This is a genomic window from Endozoicomonas sp. PH6C (assembly GCF_059322965.1).
This window is the reverse complement of record NZ_CP185342.1, coordinates 4,991,951-5,009,249: the sequence shown is the minus strand read 5'-3', so window position 1 is coordinate 5,009,249 and position 17,299 is coordinate 4,991,951. Positions and strand designations below refer to the sequence as shown.

The window sequence follows — 17,299 nt, the reverse complement described above, 5'->3', positions numbered from 1 at the left end:
GCACCTGCAACCGCTTGCAAGGAAAGTCTTTAGAACAGCCGTGTGCGTTGCAGCCCTAAGCCAGCAGCCCTGAGCTAATAATAGGCTGCAGCAGTGGCAGCGCCACGAGCGTTATAAAAACAATCAGCGAATGAGGTCAAATCCATGTCACAATTTAACAATCGACTTAACAATCATTTTCAATTTGTCGAAGTAGGCAGAGAAGATCCGGAAAAAAAGGCTCTTCAGGTTCGCAAGAATGACTTTGTAGAGATCTATGAGTCCTACAGTGAAAAACAGGCCAAGCAGCAATCTCACCGCTGCCTTTCCTGTGGTAACCCTTATTGTGAATGGAAGTGCCCTGTACACAACTATATTCCGGATTGGCTGAAGCTGGTTTCAGAAGGTAACTTGTTTGAAGCCGCTGAGCTTTCCCATCAGACCAACAGTTTGCCGGAAGTCTGTGGTCGTGTATGTCCCCAGGATCGACTCTGTGAGGGCGCCTGTACCCTGAATGACGGATTCGGTGCTGTAACTATTGGCGCAACTGAAAAATATATTACCGATACAGCGCTGGCTCTGGGCTGGCGCCCGGATATGTCCAAAGTGGTGTGGACCGATAAAAAAGTGGCCGTGATCGGTGCCGGTCCTGCGGGTCTGGGTTGTGCAGACGTGCTGGTCAGAAATGGTGTAAAACCTGTTGTATTTGATAAGAACCCGGAAATTGGTGGCTTGCTGACGTTTGGTATTCCTGAATTCAAGCTTGAGAAATCAGTGATGTCACGTCGTCGTGAAGTGTTTACCGAAATGGGCGTCGAATTCAGACTGAATACTGAAATCGGTAAAGATGTCCTGATGGACGATCTGATGGCAGAGTACGATGCCGTATTTATGGGTATGGGTACCTACACTTACATGAAGGGTGGGTTTCCGGGCGAAGATCTTCCCGGTGTTCATGATGCTCTGCCTTTCCTCATTTCCAGCGTGAATCGTAATCTGGGCTTTGAAAAGAAAGCATCTGATTTCATAGGCATGAAAGGAAAACGTGTTGTGGTTCTCGGTGGTGGTGACACTGCGATGGACTGTAACCGTAGTTCCATCCGTCAGGGCGCTGAGTCAGTCACATGTGCTTACCGTCGTGACGAGGAGAATATGCCCGGCTCCCGTCGTGAAGTGGCCAATGCCAGGCAGGAAGGTGTCAAGTTCCTGTTTAATCGTCAGCCCGTTGAAATTGTCGGCAATGGAAAGGTAGAAGGTGTCAAGGTCATCACCACCAAACTGGGTGAGCCTGACGAGCAGGGACGTCGTCGGCCTGAGCCGGTTCCGGGCAGTGAGGAAATACTGGCAGCCGATGCGGTACTGATTGCTTTTGGATTCCGTCCAAGTCCTGCTGACTGGTTTGAGTCCCACTCTATCAAGTTGAACGAGTGGGGAGGTGTTGTAGCGCCAGAGCAGTCCAGCTACAAGTTCCAGACTTCCAATCCTAAAATTTTTGCAGGTGGAGATATGGTCCGCGGCTCTGACCTGGTGGTTACCGCGATCTGGGAAGGCCGTCAGGCGGCTGAAGGGATCATGGACTATCTCGATGTCTGAGCTTGAAGAAAGCTTATCGGGATAGATGCTCCTGAGCGGCGGAAGATTGTCAATAAGGGGGGGAATGAGTATTCTCCCCCTTTTATTTTGTAACATCGCAGTTTCTTTTGGCCGGGCGAGGTTTTTAAATGTCTGTCCCGGCCTTCTTTAAAATTTACTGCACTGTCCCTGAATTCTGGAAACCCCATGACCGAGCTGAAAAATGACCGCTTTCTAAGGGCTCTGCTGAGAGAGCCTGTTGATGTCACCCCTGTATGGATGATGCGTCAGGCTGGACGTTATTTGCCCGAATATCGGGAGCTTAGAAGCAGGGCGGGTGATTTTATGTCGCTTTGTATGAATCCTGAAATGGCTTGCGAGGTGACCCTTCAGCCATTGGAGCGTTTTGACCTGGATGCAGCTATCCTGTTTTCGGATATCCTCACCATCCCGGATGCAATGGGTCTGGGATTGTATTTTGAGAAGGGCGAAGGCCCAAGATTTAAAAAAACCGTCCGTAAAGCGGCTGATGTTGAAGCTCTGTCTGTTACTGATCCTGAAAAGGATCTGGGTTATGTCATGGATGCAGTACGAACCATCCGCTCGGAGCTGAATGGACGTGTACCTCTGATTGGTTTTTCCGGCAGCCCATGGACACTGGCTACCTACATGGTTGAAGGGGGAACCAGTAAAGACTTTCGTCGTATCAAAGCGATGATGTTTGATCAGCCTCAGGTATTGTCTCAATTGTTAGATGTTCTGGCTGATTCTGTGACAAGCTATCTGAACGCTCAGATTAAGGCGGGAGCTCAGGCTGTTCAAATCTTTGATACCTGGGGAGGAGCACTCTCACCAGAGTGCTACAAGGTATTTTCTCTAAAGTACATGGAAAAGATTGTTTCAGGTTTGATCAGAGAACATGAGGGTAGGAAGGTGCCCGTCATTCTGTTTACCAAAAATGGTGGTCAGTGGCTTGAATCTATGGCTGCAACGGGCACTGATGCTCTGGGTCTGGATTGGACGACAGATATTTCTGGTGCACGTCGTCGTGTAGGGGATAAAGTCGCGCTACAGGGCAATATGGATCCATCGGTTCTCTATGCATCACCAGAGCGTATAAGAGAAGAGGTGGCTAAAATTCTTGGAGATTTCGGTCCGGGTGAAGGTCATGTATTCAATCTGGGTCACGGCATTCATCAGTTTGTCGAGCCTGATAGAGCCAAAGTCTTTGTCGATGCGGTTCATGAATTATCAGCTCGATACCACCTACAATAACTGGTTGCATTCTAGGAGCCTGACCGAGAATAGACTGCCCTACTGCGGCGGCAGCAAATTGGTCTGAAAATCCGCTTTTGTTCGTCAAATAGCTCGCTATTCTCCTCACAAAACCGAATTTTCATCCTCAATTTTCTGCCGTCCTCGCTACGGGCGCTATTCTCGGTCAGGCTCCTAGGTCTGATGTTATCTGACATCAGGCTGTTTTATTCTCATCTTGACGGAGTTCTTTCTCCCAATACTTGTGATAGTGTCTTCTGGAGTGTTTTGTATTCAGCCGGTTTGGTCAGGAATCTACTGATTCCCAGTCGCTCTGCACGCTGTTTTCCGGGTGGGTTTGTGGCGCCCGTGAGCATGATGATTCCCGGGATTTCTATCTGACTTTCTTCCTGAAGCCTCTCTAACATCTGGATGCCATTCATACCAGGCATATGGTGGTCAAGGATGATCACGTCGAAGTCTCTTCCCAAATAGGCTTCGTTGCGTATCATTGCCAGTGCTTCCCGACCGTCTTCAGCATCCAGAGTATTGATACCCATCAGGGCACATTGTTGGGCCAGAACCTGTCTACAGGTTTTATTGTCATCAACAATGAGTGCTTTGACATTTTTGTCATAGAAAAGTGGTTGTTCATCCCGATGAATGACATCTGTTGTTTGTTCCTTATGTGGAATGGCAAACCAGATGTGCGTGCTGCCTTGGTTCATGATGCCGAAGTGTCCCGACAAGGCCTCAATTAATTGGATGGTAATGTAAAGTTGCATGCTAATGTCGGCCTGTCGTTTCGCTTCAGAGTAGCTCAGTTCATTGGTGTTCTCTGGCAGGTTCAGGACTTGTTGTCCCTGACTGTACCTGATCTGATAAAGAATGTAGCCGTCTTTACTCTGTTGTTGGCTTTTCGGCTCTGAGCCAGGTAGCTGAGAGGTCTGATTGACAGAAATCATGACTTCACTGTTTTTAATATGGCGGAAGATATGAATCAGGGTACTTTCCAAAATGAGTGATAACTGACGTGTATCTGTTTCACTGATATCCGGGACATCAGGGTGTACAAAGCTGATCAGCTCAGTATTTAGTTGTTCTGCCCGTAAACGGAATTTAAAGAGGCAGTCGTTCAGAAATTCATTGATATCGTAGGGTTTAATATCAGGGCTGGCTTCGTTTTGCTCAAGTTTCCATGCTTCAGAAAGCAGGTTAATCAGGTTGCTGAGCTCATTGCCTGCATATCTCAGGGTTTCAACATAGTTTTCCTGTTTGGGGGTCAGCTGTGTACTCTGGAGTAGTTCAGACATTCCCAGTACGCCATTCAGAGGTGTTCTCAGTTCATGACCCATTGCGTTGAAAAGATCATTATCTTTTGCCATCTGGGATTTGGGTGCCGGGCTGAGTGATGGATTCTTTGAAAGTCCTGATTCAGTTCGCAAATGCCTCTGGCTGGCAAAATAAAAGCTGAAGGCAAGAATGTTTATCGAGGTCGCTTGAAGCAGTATCCAGGTGGCAGCTATGGGGTTGTGATTGGTAACGCCCAGGATAGCTAGAGAGGTCACCAGGTGGATAATCGCATAAGGGGTGGAAAGCCAGGCAGGAATCTTCAGTGCACCGGGTACTCTGATGAACAGACTGCAATACCAGAAGACCTGAGTCGTCAGCAGGTTGATCATCAGGCTGTGTTCCAGAGATGCAAAGGTACCCGTTAAAGCAAGAATCAGTAATGATGCCGAGATGATAGAAAGTATGTTAAAGCAGTAGATAAGGTTGACATTGTTTCCCGTCAAGCTGATGCGAGCTATCTGACTGATCAGAATGGTTCCAACGATCAGTGAGGCGTTCATCATCAGGTTCTGCAGCCAACCTGCTCCGAACTCGCTGATATTGAACAATCCCTGCCAGCTTATCAAAAACATTGAGCCCATCAAGCCGAAGCCAGCCAAGAAGATATAGGCCTTCTTGTGATAATTAAACCAGTTAATGGCATTCATAATCATTGTGGCGATAAATAGGGCTAGCAGCCAGCCAGTTTGCCAGTGTACAAATGCCTGATCACTGAGAAATGCTCTGGGAGACTTTAGATAGGCAAGTAAGCTGCCTGCGGCGGCTGCGGGTATTTCAATAAACACATCCAGTTTCTTATCTGCATAGGGCGTCAGATTATAGAGATAAATATTACTGTTTGGCTGTCGTTTATTTGGAAGTTGCTTGTAATACTTTGGGCCTGAAATATAGACATTAAGTGATACGCCGGGTGGCGGCCGAAGCCAGAGAATGGGCACAGGCTTAACGTTGACGTCCTCAGGCAGTGATATCTTGATCCAGGCCGTGCCTTTTTGGCTGGTGAAGTAGAGACTTTCTTTCTGCCAGGGAGCAAAACGAAACAGGTAATTCAGATCATTGATTTGATTCAGCTCAAGGGAGCTTTCCGGATCAATGAAAATGCTTGAGAATGGCTCGAGATTGATAGAAACCTTACCAGGCAGCTGATCAGTGACCTTTTCAGCACTGAATACTTGTGCACCAAAGGCAGCCAGAAACAGCAGTAAGACTACATTAATCCAGAATCCAACCCTGATGGAGAGTCGTGACACTGACTCTTCACCTGAGGGTGGATGGGGGGCAATGGATAACAGGCGGTTGAATACAACTCTCATAATATTTATTGAAAATTCCATTTTTCCATTGTTGCTGAGTATACCCTAAGCTGCCCTGCGAAAAAGTGAAATTGTTGCAATTTTATATAACTTTACTTTGAAAGTTATTTTGCTTTCGGGATAACTGCTTTATGAATTTTTATTCTATTAGTCGGTGGACGTTTATTTGAGTGGGTTAAGCTGAGATCAGCTGAGGGAGCGGTCATCCTGTCCGCTCCATCTGAAAAGTATCAAGTGCTCAATGCTCTCTGGCTATGGCGCGATAGCCAATGTCAGTCCTGAAATAAGCATTATTCCACTGAATCTTTGAGCAAGCCTGGTAGGCTTTGTTCTGTGCCTCTTTAACGCTGCTGCCCAGGGCGGTGACACACAGTACGCGACCGCCATGGGTCACTATTTGTTCTCCACTGAGCTGTGTGCCGGCATGAAACACTTTGCAGTCTGTTGAGTTGGCTTCGTCAATGCCAGTGATGATGTCGCCTTTGTGGTATTTCTCAGGGTAGCCACCTGCGGCCATAACAACCCCCAGTGCTGTTCGTTCATCCCAGCGGGCTTCCACCTGATCCAGTTTAGCTGTTGCACCGGCGAGGCAAAGTTCAGTGAGACTGGATTGAAGGCGCATCATAATGGGTTGTGTTTCAGGGTCACCAAAACGACAGTTGAATTCCAGCACTTTGGGCGTGCCTTTGTCGTCAATCATCAGGCCTGCGTACAAAAAACCCTTGTAGGTGTTGCCTTCGGCGGCCATGCCTTCCACGGTAGGAATGATCACTTCCTGCATGGCGCGTTCGTGAATAAGCTGAGTCACTACCGGCGCAGGAGAGTAAGCACCCATACCACCCGTGTTAGGGCCTTTGTCACCGTCATTTCTGGCCTTATGATCCTGGCTGGTAACCAGTGGCAAAATGTTTTTACCATCAACCATAACAATAAAGCTGGCTTCTTCGCCTTGAAGGAATTCTTCAATAACCACCCGGTGCCCCGCTTCACCAAAGGCGTTGCCAGCCAGCATGTCATCAATGGCAGCAAATGCCTGCTCTTCTGTGTCAGCAAGAATGACGCCTTTGCCAGCGGCCAGTCCGTCCGCCTTTACGACAATGGGGGCACCTTTCTCGCGGACGTAGGCTTTGGCTTGATCAATGTCAGTGAAGTTTTGATAGTCAGCAGTAGGAATTTTGTGACGAGCCAGGAAGTCTTTGCTGAAAGCCTTTGAACCTTCGAGCTGAGCGGCGCCTTGTGAGGGGCCGAAGATGATGAGATTGGCTTCTTCAAAGCGGTCAACGACACCGGCCACTAAAGGGGCTTCGGGGCCAACAATGGTCAGGTCGATGTTTTCTTTAACGGTGAATTCAACCAGTTTATCGAGTTCAAGTACATCAATGCTGATGTTGGTGATTCCTGGCTCAAGAGCCGTCCCTGCGTTTCCAGGCGCTACAAAAACCTGCTCTACGTTGTTGTCCTGAGCTACTTTCCAGGCGAGCGCATGTTCGCGTCCGCCGCTGCCGATGATGAGTACTTTCATAGGTTGCCTGTCCCCGGGAAGTCTGGTGGTGAATAACCAGTGTTTGTCATTGGTCGTAAAGCGAGTGAAAAAAGAGACACATTAAATGCCTCTTACCAGCGATCAGTGGCGGAAATGCCTGACGCCAGTGAATACCATGGCAATGCCAGCCTCGTTGGCAGCATCAATCACTTCCTGATCTCTCATGGAGCCGCCTGGCTGGATGACAGCGGTAACTCCGGCACTGGCGGCCGCATCAATGCCATCTCTGAATGGGAAGAAGGCGTCTGATGCCATCACAGACCCACGGACTTCCAGGTTTTCATCAGCGGCTTTGATGCCAGCAATGCGGGCACTGTATACCCGGCTCATCTGACCTGCACCAATACCAATGGTTTGATGATCTCTGGCGTAAACAATCGCGTTTGACTTAACAAATTTACCCACTTTCCAGGCGAACTGCAGATCGCTCAGTTCTGCTTCAGTGGGAGCTCTCTCTGTCACTGATTTCAGTTCCTGAACGCTGGTTACCCTGATGTCACCGTCTTGAATCAGCAGTCCGCCATTGACTCGTTTGAAATCCAGAAAATGCCCGGCAGTTTCTGGCAGGGTGCCGCAGCACAGCAGGCGGATATTCTTTTTGTTCTGAAGAATGGTTTCTGCTTCGCCGTCGATTTCCGGCGCTATGATGACTTCTACAAACTGACGATCAATGATGGCTTTGGCAGTGACTGCATCGAGCTTTCTGTTAAAGGCTATGATGCCACCAAAGGCGGATGTAGGGTCGGTTGTGTAGGCTCTGTTATAGGCCTCCAGGATGTCGGTACCGATGGCTACGCCACATGGATTGGCGTGTTTGACGATGACGCAGGCTGGAGCTTCAAAGGCCTTGACACACTCCAGAGCCGCATCGGTGTCAGCAATGTTATTGAAAGAGAGTGCCTTGCCCTGAATCTTTCGAGCACTGGAAACGGTACCTGCAGGAGCAGGTTCTTCTACATAGAAGGCGGCTTTCTGATGAGGGTTTTCGCCATAACGCATGTCCTGGACTTTCTTGTACTGACGGTTAAAGGTGCGAGGAAAGGCTTCTGGTTCGTCCTTGTTGCCTGTTAATGTTCCGAGGTAGTTGGCAATTGCGCCATCGTAATGAGCAGTATGTTCAAAGGCCTTTACAGCAAGGTCAAAGCGAGTCGCTGCAGAGACAGAACCATTGTTTTCATCCAGCTCAGAGAGTACCTGGGTGTAGTCTTCTGCGTTGACAACAATAGTGGTGTCCCTGTGGTTCTTGGCAGCAGCACGAACCATGGTAGGACCACCAATATCAATGTTCTCAATAGCCATCTCCAGGGTGCAATCTTCGCGGCTCACTGTCTGTTCGAAAGGGTAGAGGTTGACAACAACCAGATCGATTGGGTCGATACCGTGTTCGCTCATGACGGCTTCATCCTGACCGGAGCGACCGAGAATGCCTCCGTGAACTTTGGGGTGCAGGGTTTTGACTCTGCCGTCCATCATTTCCGGAAAGCCTGTGTAACTGGAGATTTCCACAGCGGGAATATCGTGCTCAACCAGCAGTTTGTAGGTGCCGCCCGTGGATAGGATTTCTACTGAGCGCTGGTGCAGTGCCCGGGCAAATTCAACTATGCCGGTTTTGTTTGAGACACTGATCAGGGCTCTTCGAAGAGGTGGCTGTTCGAAATCGTTTGCCATCGTTCCTTTACTCACTGAAAAATCGTTGCCTGAAAAGCTGACTGATTCTAGCTGGATTTGTCCTGCTTCGCAGCATCCGATTCTCGGGAATAGAGGGAAATACAGAAATAATGCTACCACCCCAGGCTGATATGAGGGTTATTACTGACCTGTTATTCTTCGAAAAGATACGGGATTTGTCTTTGCGCAGGTTGTAAAGGCAAGGGGGGCGCATAAAGTCGTATTCACGTCAGATGGCATAATACGACTTTAAGGCGGGGATTAGAGCAGGTCGTATTGCTTGAGTTTCTTTCTCAGTGTGCCACGGTTCAGCCCAAGCAGGACAGAGGCCCTGGTCTGGTTACCCTTGACGTAAGCCATAACCGTTTCCAGAAGGGGGGCTTCTACTTCAGAAAGGACCATCTGGTAAACATCAGTCACTTCCTGACCATCCAGATGGCTAAAGTAGTTGTTCATTGCTTTTTCAACGCTGTCGCGGAGTGTCTGTGTTTCACTCTCGATAGGGCTGGTCAATGCCTGTCCATTAACAGAGGGTTCGTCAGTAATAATATGGGATGCCGTCATGCTGCAATATCCTTGTGATGACTTAAGGTTTGAAAATACTCCAGTATGCAGTTTTCTTGTTCTTCTGCAGACTCCAGTCTGTTGAATCGTTTGCGAAGACTGGCGCCTGATGGACTGGCCTGCAAATACCAGCCAACGTGTTTTCTGGCGATGCGCACACCCTGGACTTCACCGTAAAACTCGTGAAGCGCAGCAAGGTGACCTGTTAAAATGGACTGAATCTCTTTGTTTTCGGGCGCTGGCAGGTGTTCACCCTGTTCAAGAAAGTGGTTAATCTCTCTGAATATCCAGGGTTTCCCCTGGGCTGCACGGCCCACCATAATCGCGTCTGCGCCTGTGACATCCAGTACCGTTTTTGCTTTCTCGGGAGAGGTAATATCGCCATTGGCAATCACTGGAATTTCCAGGGATTCACAAATCCGGGCAATGGTCTCGTATTCGGCCTCACCTTTGTACATACACTGACGGGTTCTGCCATGAATGGCCAGAGCGGTTATACCGCAGTCCTGTGCCATTAAGGCAATGTCGAGGCCGTTTCTGTTTTCGGGGCACCAGCCGGTACGTGTCTTGAGGGTGACCGGGATATCAACCGCCTGAACCACCGACTTCAGTATTTGCTCTACCAGTTCAGGTTCTCTCATCAGAGCAGAGCCAGCCGCTTTGTTACAGACTTTTTTGGCAGGGCAGCCCATGTTGATATCAATGATCTGGGCGCCTCGTTCCTGGTTCAGGCGAGCCGCGATGGCCATTTGCTCCGGGTCACTGCCTGCAATTTGAACAGAACGAGGTTCGAATTCTTCAGCGTGATGGTCCATTCTCAGTCGAGACTTCCGGGTGTTCCAGAGTTTTGGGTTGCTGGTCACCATTTCTGAGACGGCCATACCCGCCCCCATTCTCAAGCACAGCTGCCTGAATGGGCGGTCTGTTACTCCGGCCATAGGGGCCAGGATAACCGGGCTTTGAATAGCGTATGGACCAATCTTCAACAAGGTGATTTGCCTCAATCCAGCGTTAGTAGTGCCCAGAGTGCGATAAAACCGTCTCAAGTGATTTAAATCGCTGCTCGGAATTATGAAAAAAGCAAGAGGCTGATCTTGCGGAGTTTTCAACTATTTATTTGTACGACTTTCAGCGTCTCTGTTCAGGAGATCAGGCAGGCGTAGCCGGGTATAATACTCTGTACAATTTTTAGACGAAAGAGGGTTCTGTTGTTGGCTCTCACTGGAATAGCACTTATCTTCAGGAGCAGTTATTACCACGTAGCAGTGTCCTGTTGCGAAATATAACCTTGCCAAGGGCGTTGTATAGTGACTTTTTCGGGAAAAACCGCAAGTAATAACTTAAGTGATCTGATTGCTTTTTTGATCTGGGTCAAGCACTTATTGCAATTTCTTGAGTTGGTTTTCGAGATGCCTTCGTCGGTAAAACACCAGATAAGCAAGGTTTACAGGTTTTTTTAACTTTAATCAGCGCTTTTTGACAGGTAAAAAGCGCAATTGATAGTTGGTGGCTCCATTGCCGGGGTCAACGATTTCCATGCTGAGCCTTACGGGTTGTCCGCTGGGTATCTCTCTGGAACCGGCCAGGGCTCCGCCCAGATATTCTTTGGGGCGAAAACGTCTGCTGGCTACGGGCTGTCCGTTAATGTCACTAAATGTTAATTCAAGGCGAGGCCAGGGTTGTGGGAATGTGGCTTCATTGATAATCACTGAGTCTACAACCAGTCCTTCGCTTTGCAGAGGGTGGCTGCGGATATGCAGTTGCAGGCTCTTAATGGCGTTGATGTTTACCAATGCAGGAAGAGAGCACTTCAGGTATCGGCAACTAAAAGTATATGCTGGTCTCAATCGCGGGTCGAGTGAAAGCTGATCTCTGTTGAACCAGGCGTATTGCCCTGCAAGAGTGATAGAGAAAATCAGGATTAGAGTGAGCCAGCCAGCAATTTTCAGGGAACTTCGTCCCGGTTCTTCATCAACTTCAACGTGCTCATTGTCCAGAGTGTCGAGAAAAGAGTGGAAGGGGGCCTCTTCTTCAGAAGGTGGTTCGATAGCTTTTATTGAACTGGCTTCAGGCTTGCTGTTTTGGGCAGCGTTTTGTTTTGCTGTTTTGTCGGGCTGGCTCGATTGTTTTTTATAAGGTTTGATCTGCGGCTTCATCTGGAGTGGCTTTTCTGGAGCAGCGTCTGCGGACATGTTTGATTGGGCATCAAACACCTCGAGACAGGAACCGCAACGAACGGAGCCACCGGCAGCTCGTAATTGTGCCTGGGTCACTTTAAAGGAGGTCTGGCATTTTGGGCAGCGGGTGATTCGAGAGCTGGTCATGAAGCCTGCATGGGTTACTGTCTTGATTGAGTGGGGATTATTAGATCAAAGAGCTGCAAAGGATGTCTACTGTCCAAAAGATAAAATCTCCCGGACAGCAGCCTGAAATGAGCCTGGTATCGAAAAATGCCGCGTTTTTTTAGTTGTTACTTTCGGGTTCCGGTCACCAGAATCCAGTCTTCATGGTGCATAGCAGGCTCCAGTTCGAACCATTGAGAGTAGGTGCTGACGATAATGTCTTGCTGTTTAGAAAGGATACCCGACAGAGCGATCTTCCCGCCGTTGTCGAGATAGCTCGCCAGTGTCGGTGCCAATTCTACCAGTGGGCCAGCGAGTATGTTGGCGATGACAACGTCTGCTGAATCCTTTGGAGCCTGATCCGGCAAATAAACTTTCAGTTTTTCCGGGGCGATCTTGTTCCTTTCGGCGTTATCTATAGTTGCTTCCAGTGCCTGAGGGTCAAGATCGACCCCGGTTACGGTTTTAGCACCCAGTAATAATGCTGCAATCGCCAGTATTCCAGATCCACACCCGTAATCGATAACCGACTGATTTTCTAAGCTTTCCTGTTTTTCCAGCCACTCCAGACACAGAGCTGTGGTTGGATGAGTGCCTGTTCCAAAAGCAAGACCCGGGTCAAGCATCAGGTTAATGGCATCAGGTTCCGGAATCTCTTTCCAGCTGGGGCAGACCCAGAGTTTTGTACCAAATTGCATGGGCACAAAGTGGGTCATCCATTCTCTTTCCCAATCCTTGTCTTCGACAATTTCAACCTTGTGGTCAGGAAATGGGCTTTGCTGGTATTGAGTCTGTATGTGCTCTACTACGGCGTCCATATCTTTATGGGCATCGAAGAGTCCAATGACCATGGTATGTTGCCACAGCGGGGTGCTGCCTGGCTCGGGCTCGAACAGGGGCTGATCTTTACCGTCCTGAAGGGTTACGGCACTGGCTCCGGCTTCCAGAAGCAGGTCTTCCAGTTCTTCAGCATGATCGGAAGAGGTGTCTAGTTTGATTTGTATCCAGGGCATGGGTATGGGCTTACAGATTGGGGTGAATGGCAGAATAAGTTTCCTGTCGGGTCCGTCTCATTCTAGCTGATTGAGGAAGTGGGACAAGAGTTAATAAAGTAGAAGAGGGAGGAAGCTCTCTGAAAGCAGTTTTCAGAGAGCTTTGGAAGCAAGATCAGGCATCTTCAAGCTTCTTCTCCAGATAATGGATGCTAACGCCTCCTTTCTGGAAGTTTTTGTCCTTCACCAGCTCCTGGTGCAGTGGGATATTTGTACGAATGCCATCTACAACCGCTTCATCCAATGCATTTCTCATTCTTAACAGAGCGGTTTCACGATCTGGACCATAGGTGATGATCTTGGCTATCAGTGAATCATAGTAGGGAGGAATGCTGTAGCCACTGTAAAGATGAGAATCTACCCGAACACCATTACCGCCAGGAGAGTGGAACTGGTTGACCAGACCCGGAGAAGGCATAAAGGTTTTTGGGTCTTCGGCATTGATACGACATTCAAAAGCATGGCCCTGAAGTTCAACTTCTTCCTGGGAGATGCTCAAAGGCAGACCACTGGCAATGCGAATCTGTTCTCTGACAATATCCACGCCGGAAATCATTTCTGTTACAGGGTGTTCAACCTGCACACGAGTGTTCATCTCGATGAAGTAGAACTGGCCATCTTCATACAGAAATTCGAAAGTACCTGCACCGGTATAACCAATTTCTATACAGGCCTTGGTACAGGCTGCTGCTACCGTGGCTCTGGCATCCTGATCAATGTCAGGTGCAGGCGCTTCTTCAATGACTTTCTGGTGGCGTCGCTGCAAAGAGCAGTCACGATCCCCCAGATGAATAGCATTGCCGTGGCTGTCTGACAGTACCTGGAATTCAACGTGACGAGGATTTCCCAGGAATTTCTCCAGATAGACCACGTCGTTATTGAAGGCTGCTTTGGCTTCAGACTGGGTTAAGCTGATGGCATTGAGAAGATCGGATTCGCTGTGAACGACTCGCATCCCTCGACCACCGCCACCACCTGATGCTTTGATAATGACCGGGTAACCAATGCGGTGAGCAATATCCAGTGTGTGTTCATCATCTTCTGTGATGGGGCCGTCAGAGCCTGGAACGGTTGGAACACCGGCTTTTTTCATGGCGGCAATGGCTGATACCTTATCACCCATCAGGCGAATAACGTCTGGTTTTGGACCAATAAAGGTGAACCCGCTGCGTTCTACCTGTTCGGCAAAATCGGCATTTTCTGAGAGAAAGCCGTAGCCAGGGTGGATACCATTGGCGTCAGTCACTTCTGCAGCACTGATAATAGCCGGGATATTCAGGTAGCTTTCAGTAGGGCTGTTGGGACCAATGCAGACAGACTCGTCAGCCAGACGCACGTGCATGAGGCTTTCATCAGCCTTGGAGTGCACGGCTACGGTTTTGATGCCGAGTTCTTTACAGGCCCGCAATACCCTAAGGGCTATTTCGCCCCGGTTGGCGATTACGATTTTATCCAGCATGGCATCTGTCTCAGGCAATAATGAACAGGGGCTGGTCGTATTCAACGGGTTGACCGTTTTCAACCAGAATGGCTTCGATGGTGCCTGACTTGTCGGCCTTGATCTGGTTCATCATCTTCATGGCTTCGACAATGCAGAGAACATCGCCTTCTTTAACTTGCTGACCCAGCTCAACAAAAACCGGTGAGCTGGGTGAAGATGCTGTGTAGAAAGTGCCGACCATTGGAGATTTTACATGATGACCTGACAGCTGAGGTCTGGTTTCGGCCGCCGGGGCTGCTGTCGGAGCTTCAGGTACAGCTGCCACAGGAGCTGAAGCTGGAACTGCAGCAGGAATAACCTGAGGAGCAGCGAGTGAGGCTACCGGAGCATTCCGGGAATAACGGCTGATACGAACAGATTCTTCACCTTCGTGAATTTCCAGCTCGTCAATTCCAGACTCTTCCAGCAGCTCAATGAGCTTTTTTACTTTTCGGATGTCCATCGTCAATCTCAAATGCTGTTGGACAGGGAGAAACTGCCCCGTGGTTAATAGGATGTTCTTGGGAGCACTCAATCATGCAGCCCTGATTGTTTTAATGTGAAAATCATTTTATTCCCGAAAAGAGAAGAAGTGATTTTCTGCGCCTGGCTTCTTAGCTTTATGAGAAGTTGGCTTTTCAGAAGAACATTCTGAATATGCAGTCAGTCACGAGTAGCCTCTATGACTTCTGACTGAGCAGGTCAATGGCATAGGCCAGACCAAACTCATAGCCTTTGGGTCCGAGTCCAGCGATTACGCCTTCTGCGACATCACTAAAATAGGAATGATGTCGGAAAGCCTCCCGTCGATGGATATTGGACAAGTGAACTTCAACAAAGGGAATGGCAACACCCAGCAGGGCATCTCTGATAGCAACACTGGTATGAGTGTAAGCCGCAGGATTAATAATGATGAAATTAACCCGTTCTTCAGAGGCTTTATGAATCCGTTCTATGAGTTCATGCTCAGCGTTGCTTTGGAAGCAACTGAGCTGGTAACCAGCCACTTGAGCCTGTTGAGTCAGAATATGATCAATTTGTTCCAGTGTGGTGGCACCATAAACGCCGGGCTCTCTGGTTCCCAGCAGGTTCAGATTGGGGCCATTAAGAACAAGTATTGTTGCCATCTGTATCCTCTCATGTTGGCTTTTATTGTGCCGCAATGAAATCAAAGGGTCTAGTTCGTGCGTGTTACTGAACGTTAAAGACAGTTACCAAGCATTTCAAAGCCATATAAGCCCAGAACGATGATGTTAGATCCAGATTTATGGAGAAAGCGCCTGATTCAGTTTTTTCTGGAGTTCAGAGGAGGTAATCTCTCCCAGAGAGCGAAGTTCGCTCCGCTCCTGACCATAGGTGTCGAAAAATAGCAAGGAAGGTGGGCCAAACAATTGATAATTGTTCAGCCAGATGAGTTGTTCGGGGGTGTTGGCGGTTATATCAAATTTGATGAAATGCCAGTTGTCTGGGCTGACTTTGGCAATAGCTTCAGGAAAAACGTTTCTTTCCATAACCTTGCAGGAAATGCACCAGTCCGCATAAACATCAATCATCGCGGCTTTGCCATTCTTCCTGGCCATTTCCAGCTGGGCCAAAAGCGCTTTAACCGTTGTCACTGTTTGAAAAGAATACCCTGCTGAAAGGTTTTCAGCGGGCTGGCTGTTTCTGCCAAGGGGTTGTAATGGGTCGTTCTGACCTTGAGCTGCTCCGATGATCAGCAGAGTGCCATAGATCAGGAGAACCAGGCCGAGCGCCTGAAAAAATAAAGCGGCTCCGGCTTTCTTGCTGAAGTCCATAGCGCCAAGACAGACAGCACCACCAAGTGCCAGTGTTCCCCAGAGAAAGAGCGTGAGTGGTGCTGAAATAACCCTCTCCAGCATCCAGATGGCAACGCCAAGCAGCAGGAAGCCAAAGCAGCGTTTGACATTTTCCATCCAACCGCCTGCTTTTGGTAGCAGGCTCTTGCCACCCAGACCAATCAATAGCAGTGGCAGCCCCATTCCCAGGCCAAGAGCCAGCAGGGAGAGTCCGCCAATGAGTGCGTCACCTGTTGAGCTGATGTAAATCAGTGCGCCTGCCAAGGGTGCTGAGACACACGGTGATACCACCAGGGCTGATAAAACCCCCATGACGGCTGCACCTGAAAGACTTCCTGACTTCTGAGGTTGTTTGTTCAGACGATCCCTGAGCTTTTCCGGAAGCTGGAGCTCATAAAGACCAAACATGCTCAGAGCCAGAATAACGAAGAGAATGGCAAAGGGGATCAATAGCCAGGGTGATTGAAGTTTTGCCTGCAGGTTCAGGCTTGCCCCGAAAAGCCCCATCAAAGTGCCAGCCAGAGCGAAGGTGATTGACATACTGAGCACATAAATGATGGACAGAGTGAGTGTTCTTTTTCGACTGGCTCCCTTTGCTGCAGCGCCTACCAGCAGACTGGAGAGAATAGGAATCATCGGGAGTACACAGGGGGTGAAGGCCAGCCCCAGCCCCGCCAGTAAAAACAGCAGAAGTGTAACAGGAAGGTTCTTGTCGACAAAGGATTCCGGGATGCTCTGATCTTTGCCGTCATCCGGCGTCTTTTCAGAAGACCTGACCCGATCATTACTGGAGACATGGGGGTTTGGCAGAGTAATAGTAAGAGTCTGTGGTGGATAGCAAAGGCCCGCATCAGCACAGCCCTGAAATCTTATCTGGAATTGGGGCTCGGATTCAGAACTCTTGACAGGAATTTTGACAGTGACATTTTTTGGAAAGACCTCCATGTCCTGTTCAAAGTTAATGTCGTACTTCTGTTTGCCTTTGGGAAATATTGGCTCACCAAGCAGGGTAGTGCTTTCATTACCGGAAAAGCTGAATCGATCCTTGTAAAGATAATGCTCAGGTGTTACCAGAAAGTGCAGGAGCAGTGTGTTGTTTTCGATCTCTGCTTCCAGCTGAAACGCTTCTTCAACGGGCAAAAATTGCTGTGTTCCGGATCCCAATAGTGCGTTTAAATTAGCAGGAGCACCACTGGAAAAAGCCCAGGTAAAAAGAATGATGAAAAAGGTACTGAGGTAAGATTTTTGATTGCTTATGAATAGCTGAACCATGTAAAACCAACTGTTCTTGTTTCTGGTTCTTTAATTGTGAAGTGAAATGGCCGGGATGCAAGCTCCCGAGTCCGCTAATGGTGCTGGAGA

13 protein-coding genes are annotated in these 17,299 nt (G+C 48.8%); 2 read left to right on the top strand and 11 right to left on the bottom strand.

Going from position 1 to position 17,299, the window contains the following annotated elements; all coding sequences use genetic code 11:
- Positions 1 to 144: 144 nt before the first annotated feature.
- Both ACOMG9_RS18575 and hemE read left to right on the top strand, forming a co-directional pair.
- Entirely contained in the window at positions 145 to 1,572 is a 1,428-nt protein-coding gene (locus ACOMG9_RS18575) for an FAD-dependent oxidoreductase (RefSeq protein ID WP_422134896.1), read from the top strand.
- 186 nt (positions 1,573 to 1,758) lie between these two features.
- Positions 1,759 to 2,826, top strand: a complete 1,068-nt coding sequence (gene hemE / locus ACOMG9_RS18570; protein WP_448217992.1) for a uroporphyrinogen decarboxylase — start codon at positions 1,759 to 1,761, stop codon at positions 2,824 to 2,826.
- A gap of 212 nt (positions 2,827 to 3,038) precedes the next feature.
- Here hemE and ACOMG9_RS18565 read toward each other — a convergent pair whose 3' ends face one another.
- The 11 genes from ACOMG9_RS18565 to dsbD all read right to left on the bottom strand — a co-directional run bounded on the left by ACOMG9_RS18565 (position 3,039) and on the right by dsbD (position 17,209).
- Complete coding sequence (locus ACOMG9_RS18565; RefSeq protein ID WP_448217990.1) at positions 3,039 to 5,492, bottom strand: response regulator; 2,454 nt, start codon at positions 5,490 to 5,492, stop codon at positions 3,039 to 3,041.
- 217 nt (positions 5,493 to 5,709) lie between these two features.
- The gene (gene purD, locus ACOMG9_RS18560) at positions 5,710 to 6,993 is read right to left on the bottom strand and encodes a phosphoribosylamine--glycine ligase (protein ID WP_448217989.1); all 1,284 of its coding nucleotides are present in this window, start codon (positions 6,991 to 6,993) and stop codon (positions 5,710 to 5,712) included.
- Positions 6,994 to 7,095: 102 nt separating this feature from the next.
- On the bottom strand, positions 7,096 to 8,682 hold the full coding sequence (gene purH / locus ACOMG9_RS18555; protein ID WP_422134892.1) for a bifunctional phosphoribosylaminoimidazolecarboxamide formyltransferase/IMP cyclohydrolase: 1,587 nt from the start codon (positions 8,680 to 8,682) through the stop codon (positions 7,096 to 7,098).
- Positions 8,683 to 8,943: 261 nt separating this feature from the next.
- Positions 8,944 to 9,246: a DNA-binding transcriptional regulator Fis gene (fis, locus tag ACOMG9_RS18550; RefSeq protein ID WP_422134891.1), complete on the bottom strand. Its 303-nt coding sequence runs from the start codon at positions 9,244 to 9,246 to the stop codon at positions 8,944 to 8,946.
- A complete protein-coding gene (dusB, locus tag ACOMG9_RS18545; protein ID WP_494530397.1) occupies positions 9,243 to 10,184 on the bottom strand; it encodes a tRNA dihydrouridine synthase DusB in 942 nt (313 codons plus the stop codon). Before dusB ends, fis begins: the two co-directional genes overlap by 4 nt.
- A 528-nt stretch (positions 10,185 to 10,712) precedes the next feature.
- Positions 10,713 to 11,570, bottom strand: coding sequence for a DUF3426 domain-containing protein (locus tag ACOMG9_RS18540; protein ID WP_448217987.1), 858 nt, complete (start codon positions 11,568 to 11,570; stop codon positions 10,713 to 10,715).
- A gap of 146 nt (positions 11,571 to 11,716) precedes the next feature.
- Positions 11,717 to 12,601, bottom strand: a complete 885-nt coding sequence (gene prmA, locus ACOMG9_RS18535) for a 50S ribosomal protein L11 methyltransferase (RefSeq protein ID WP_448217986.1) — start codon at positions 12,599 to 12,601, stop codon at positions 11,717 to 11,719.
- A 154-nt stretch (positions 12,602 to 12,755) separates the two neighbouring features.
- Positions 12,756 to 14,099, bottom strand: coding sequence for an acetyl-CoA carboxylase biotin carboxylase subunit (gene accC, locus ACOMG9_RS18530; protein WP_448218657.1), 1,344 nt, complete (start codon positions 14,097 to 14,099; stop codon positions 12,756 to 12,758).
- A 10-nt stretch (positions 14,100 to 14,109) separates the two neighbouring features.
- Complete coding sequence (gene accB / locus ACOMG9_RS18525; RefSeq protein WP_448217985.1) at positions 14,110 to 14,583, bottom strand: acetyl-CoA carboxylase biotin carboxyl carrier protein; 474 nt, start codon at positions 14,581 to 14,583, stop codon at positions 14,110 to 14,112.
- 217 nt (positions 14,584 to 14,800) lie between these two features.
- Complete coding sequence (gene aroQ, locus ACOMG9_RS18520) at positions 14,801 to 15,247, bottom strand: type II 3-dehydroquinate dehydratase (protein ID WP_448217984.1); 447 nt, start codon at positions 15,245 to 15,247, stop codon at positions 14,801 to 14,803.
- A 138-nt stretch (positions 15,248 to 15,385) separates the two neighbouring features.
- Complete coding sequence (gene dsbD, locus ACOMG9_RS18515) at positions 15,386 to 17,209, bottom strand: protein-disulfide reductase DsbD (protein ID WP_448217983.1); 1,824 nt, start codon at positions 17,207 to 17,209, stop codon at positions 15,386 to 15,388.
- Between the last annotated feature and the right edge of the window lie 90 nt (positions 17,210 to 17,299).

Coding starts and splice junctions, on each gene's coding strand:
- purH (WP_422134892.1), bottom strand. CDS start 8,682: ATGGCAAACGATTTCGAACAGCCACCTCTTCGAAGAGCCCTGATCAGT.
- ACOMG9_RS18575 (WP_422134896.1), top strand. CDS start 145: ATGTCACAATTTAACAATCGACTTAACAATCATTTTCAATTTGTCGAA.
- fis (WP_422134891.1), bottom strand. CDS start 9,246: ATGACGGCATCCCATATTATTACTGACGAACCCTCTGTTAATGGACAG.
- dsbD (WP_448217983.1), bottom strand. CDS start 17,209: ATGGTTCAGCTATTCATAAGCAATCAAAAATCTTACCTCAGTACCTTT.
- purD (WP_448217989.1), bottom strand. CDS start 6,993: ATGAAAGTACTCATCATCGGCAGCGGCGGACGCGAACATGCGCTCGCC.
- accB (WP_448217985.1), bottom strand. CDS start 14,583: ATGGACATCCGAAAAGTAAAAAAGCTCATTGAGCTGCTGGAAGAGTCT.
- ACOMG9_RS18540 (WP_448217987.1), bottom strand. CDS start 11,570: ATGACCAGCTCTCGAATCACCCGCTGCCCAAAATGCCAGACCTCCTTT.
- prmA (WP_448217986.1), bottom strand. CDS start 12,601: ATGCCCTGGATACAAATCAAACTAGACACCTCTTCCGATCATGCTGAA.
- aroQ (WP_448217984.1), bottom strand. CDS start 15,247: ATGGCAACAATACTTGTTCTTAATGGCCCCAATCTGAACCTGCTGGGA.
- hemE (WP_448217992.1), top strand. CDS start 1,759: ATGACCGAGCTGAAAAATGACCGCTTTCTAAGGGCTCTGCTGAGAGAG.
- ACOMG9_RS18565 (WP_448217990.1), bottom strand. CDS start 5,492: ATGGAATTTTCAATAAATATTATGAGAGTTGTATTCAACCGCCTGTTA.
- dusB (WP_494530397.1), bottom strand. CDS start 10,184: ATGGCCGGAGTAACAGACCGCCCATTCAGGCAGCTGTGCTTGAGAATG.
- accC (WP_448218657.1), bottom strand. CDS start 14,099: ATGCTGGATAAAATCGTAATCGCCAACCGGGGCGAAATAGCCCTTAGG.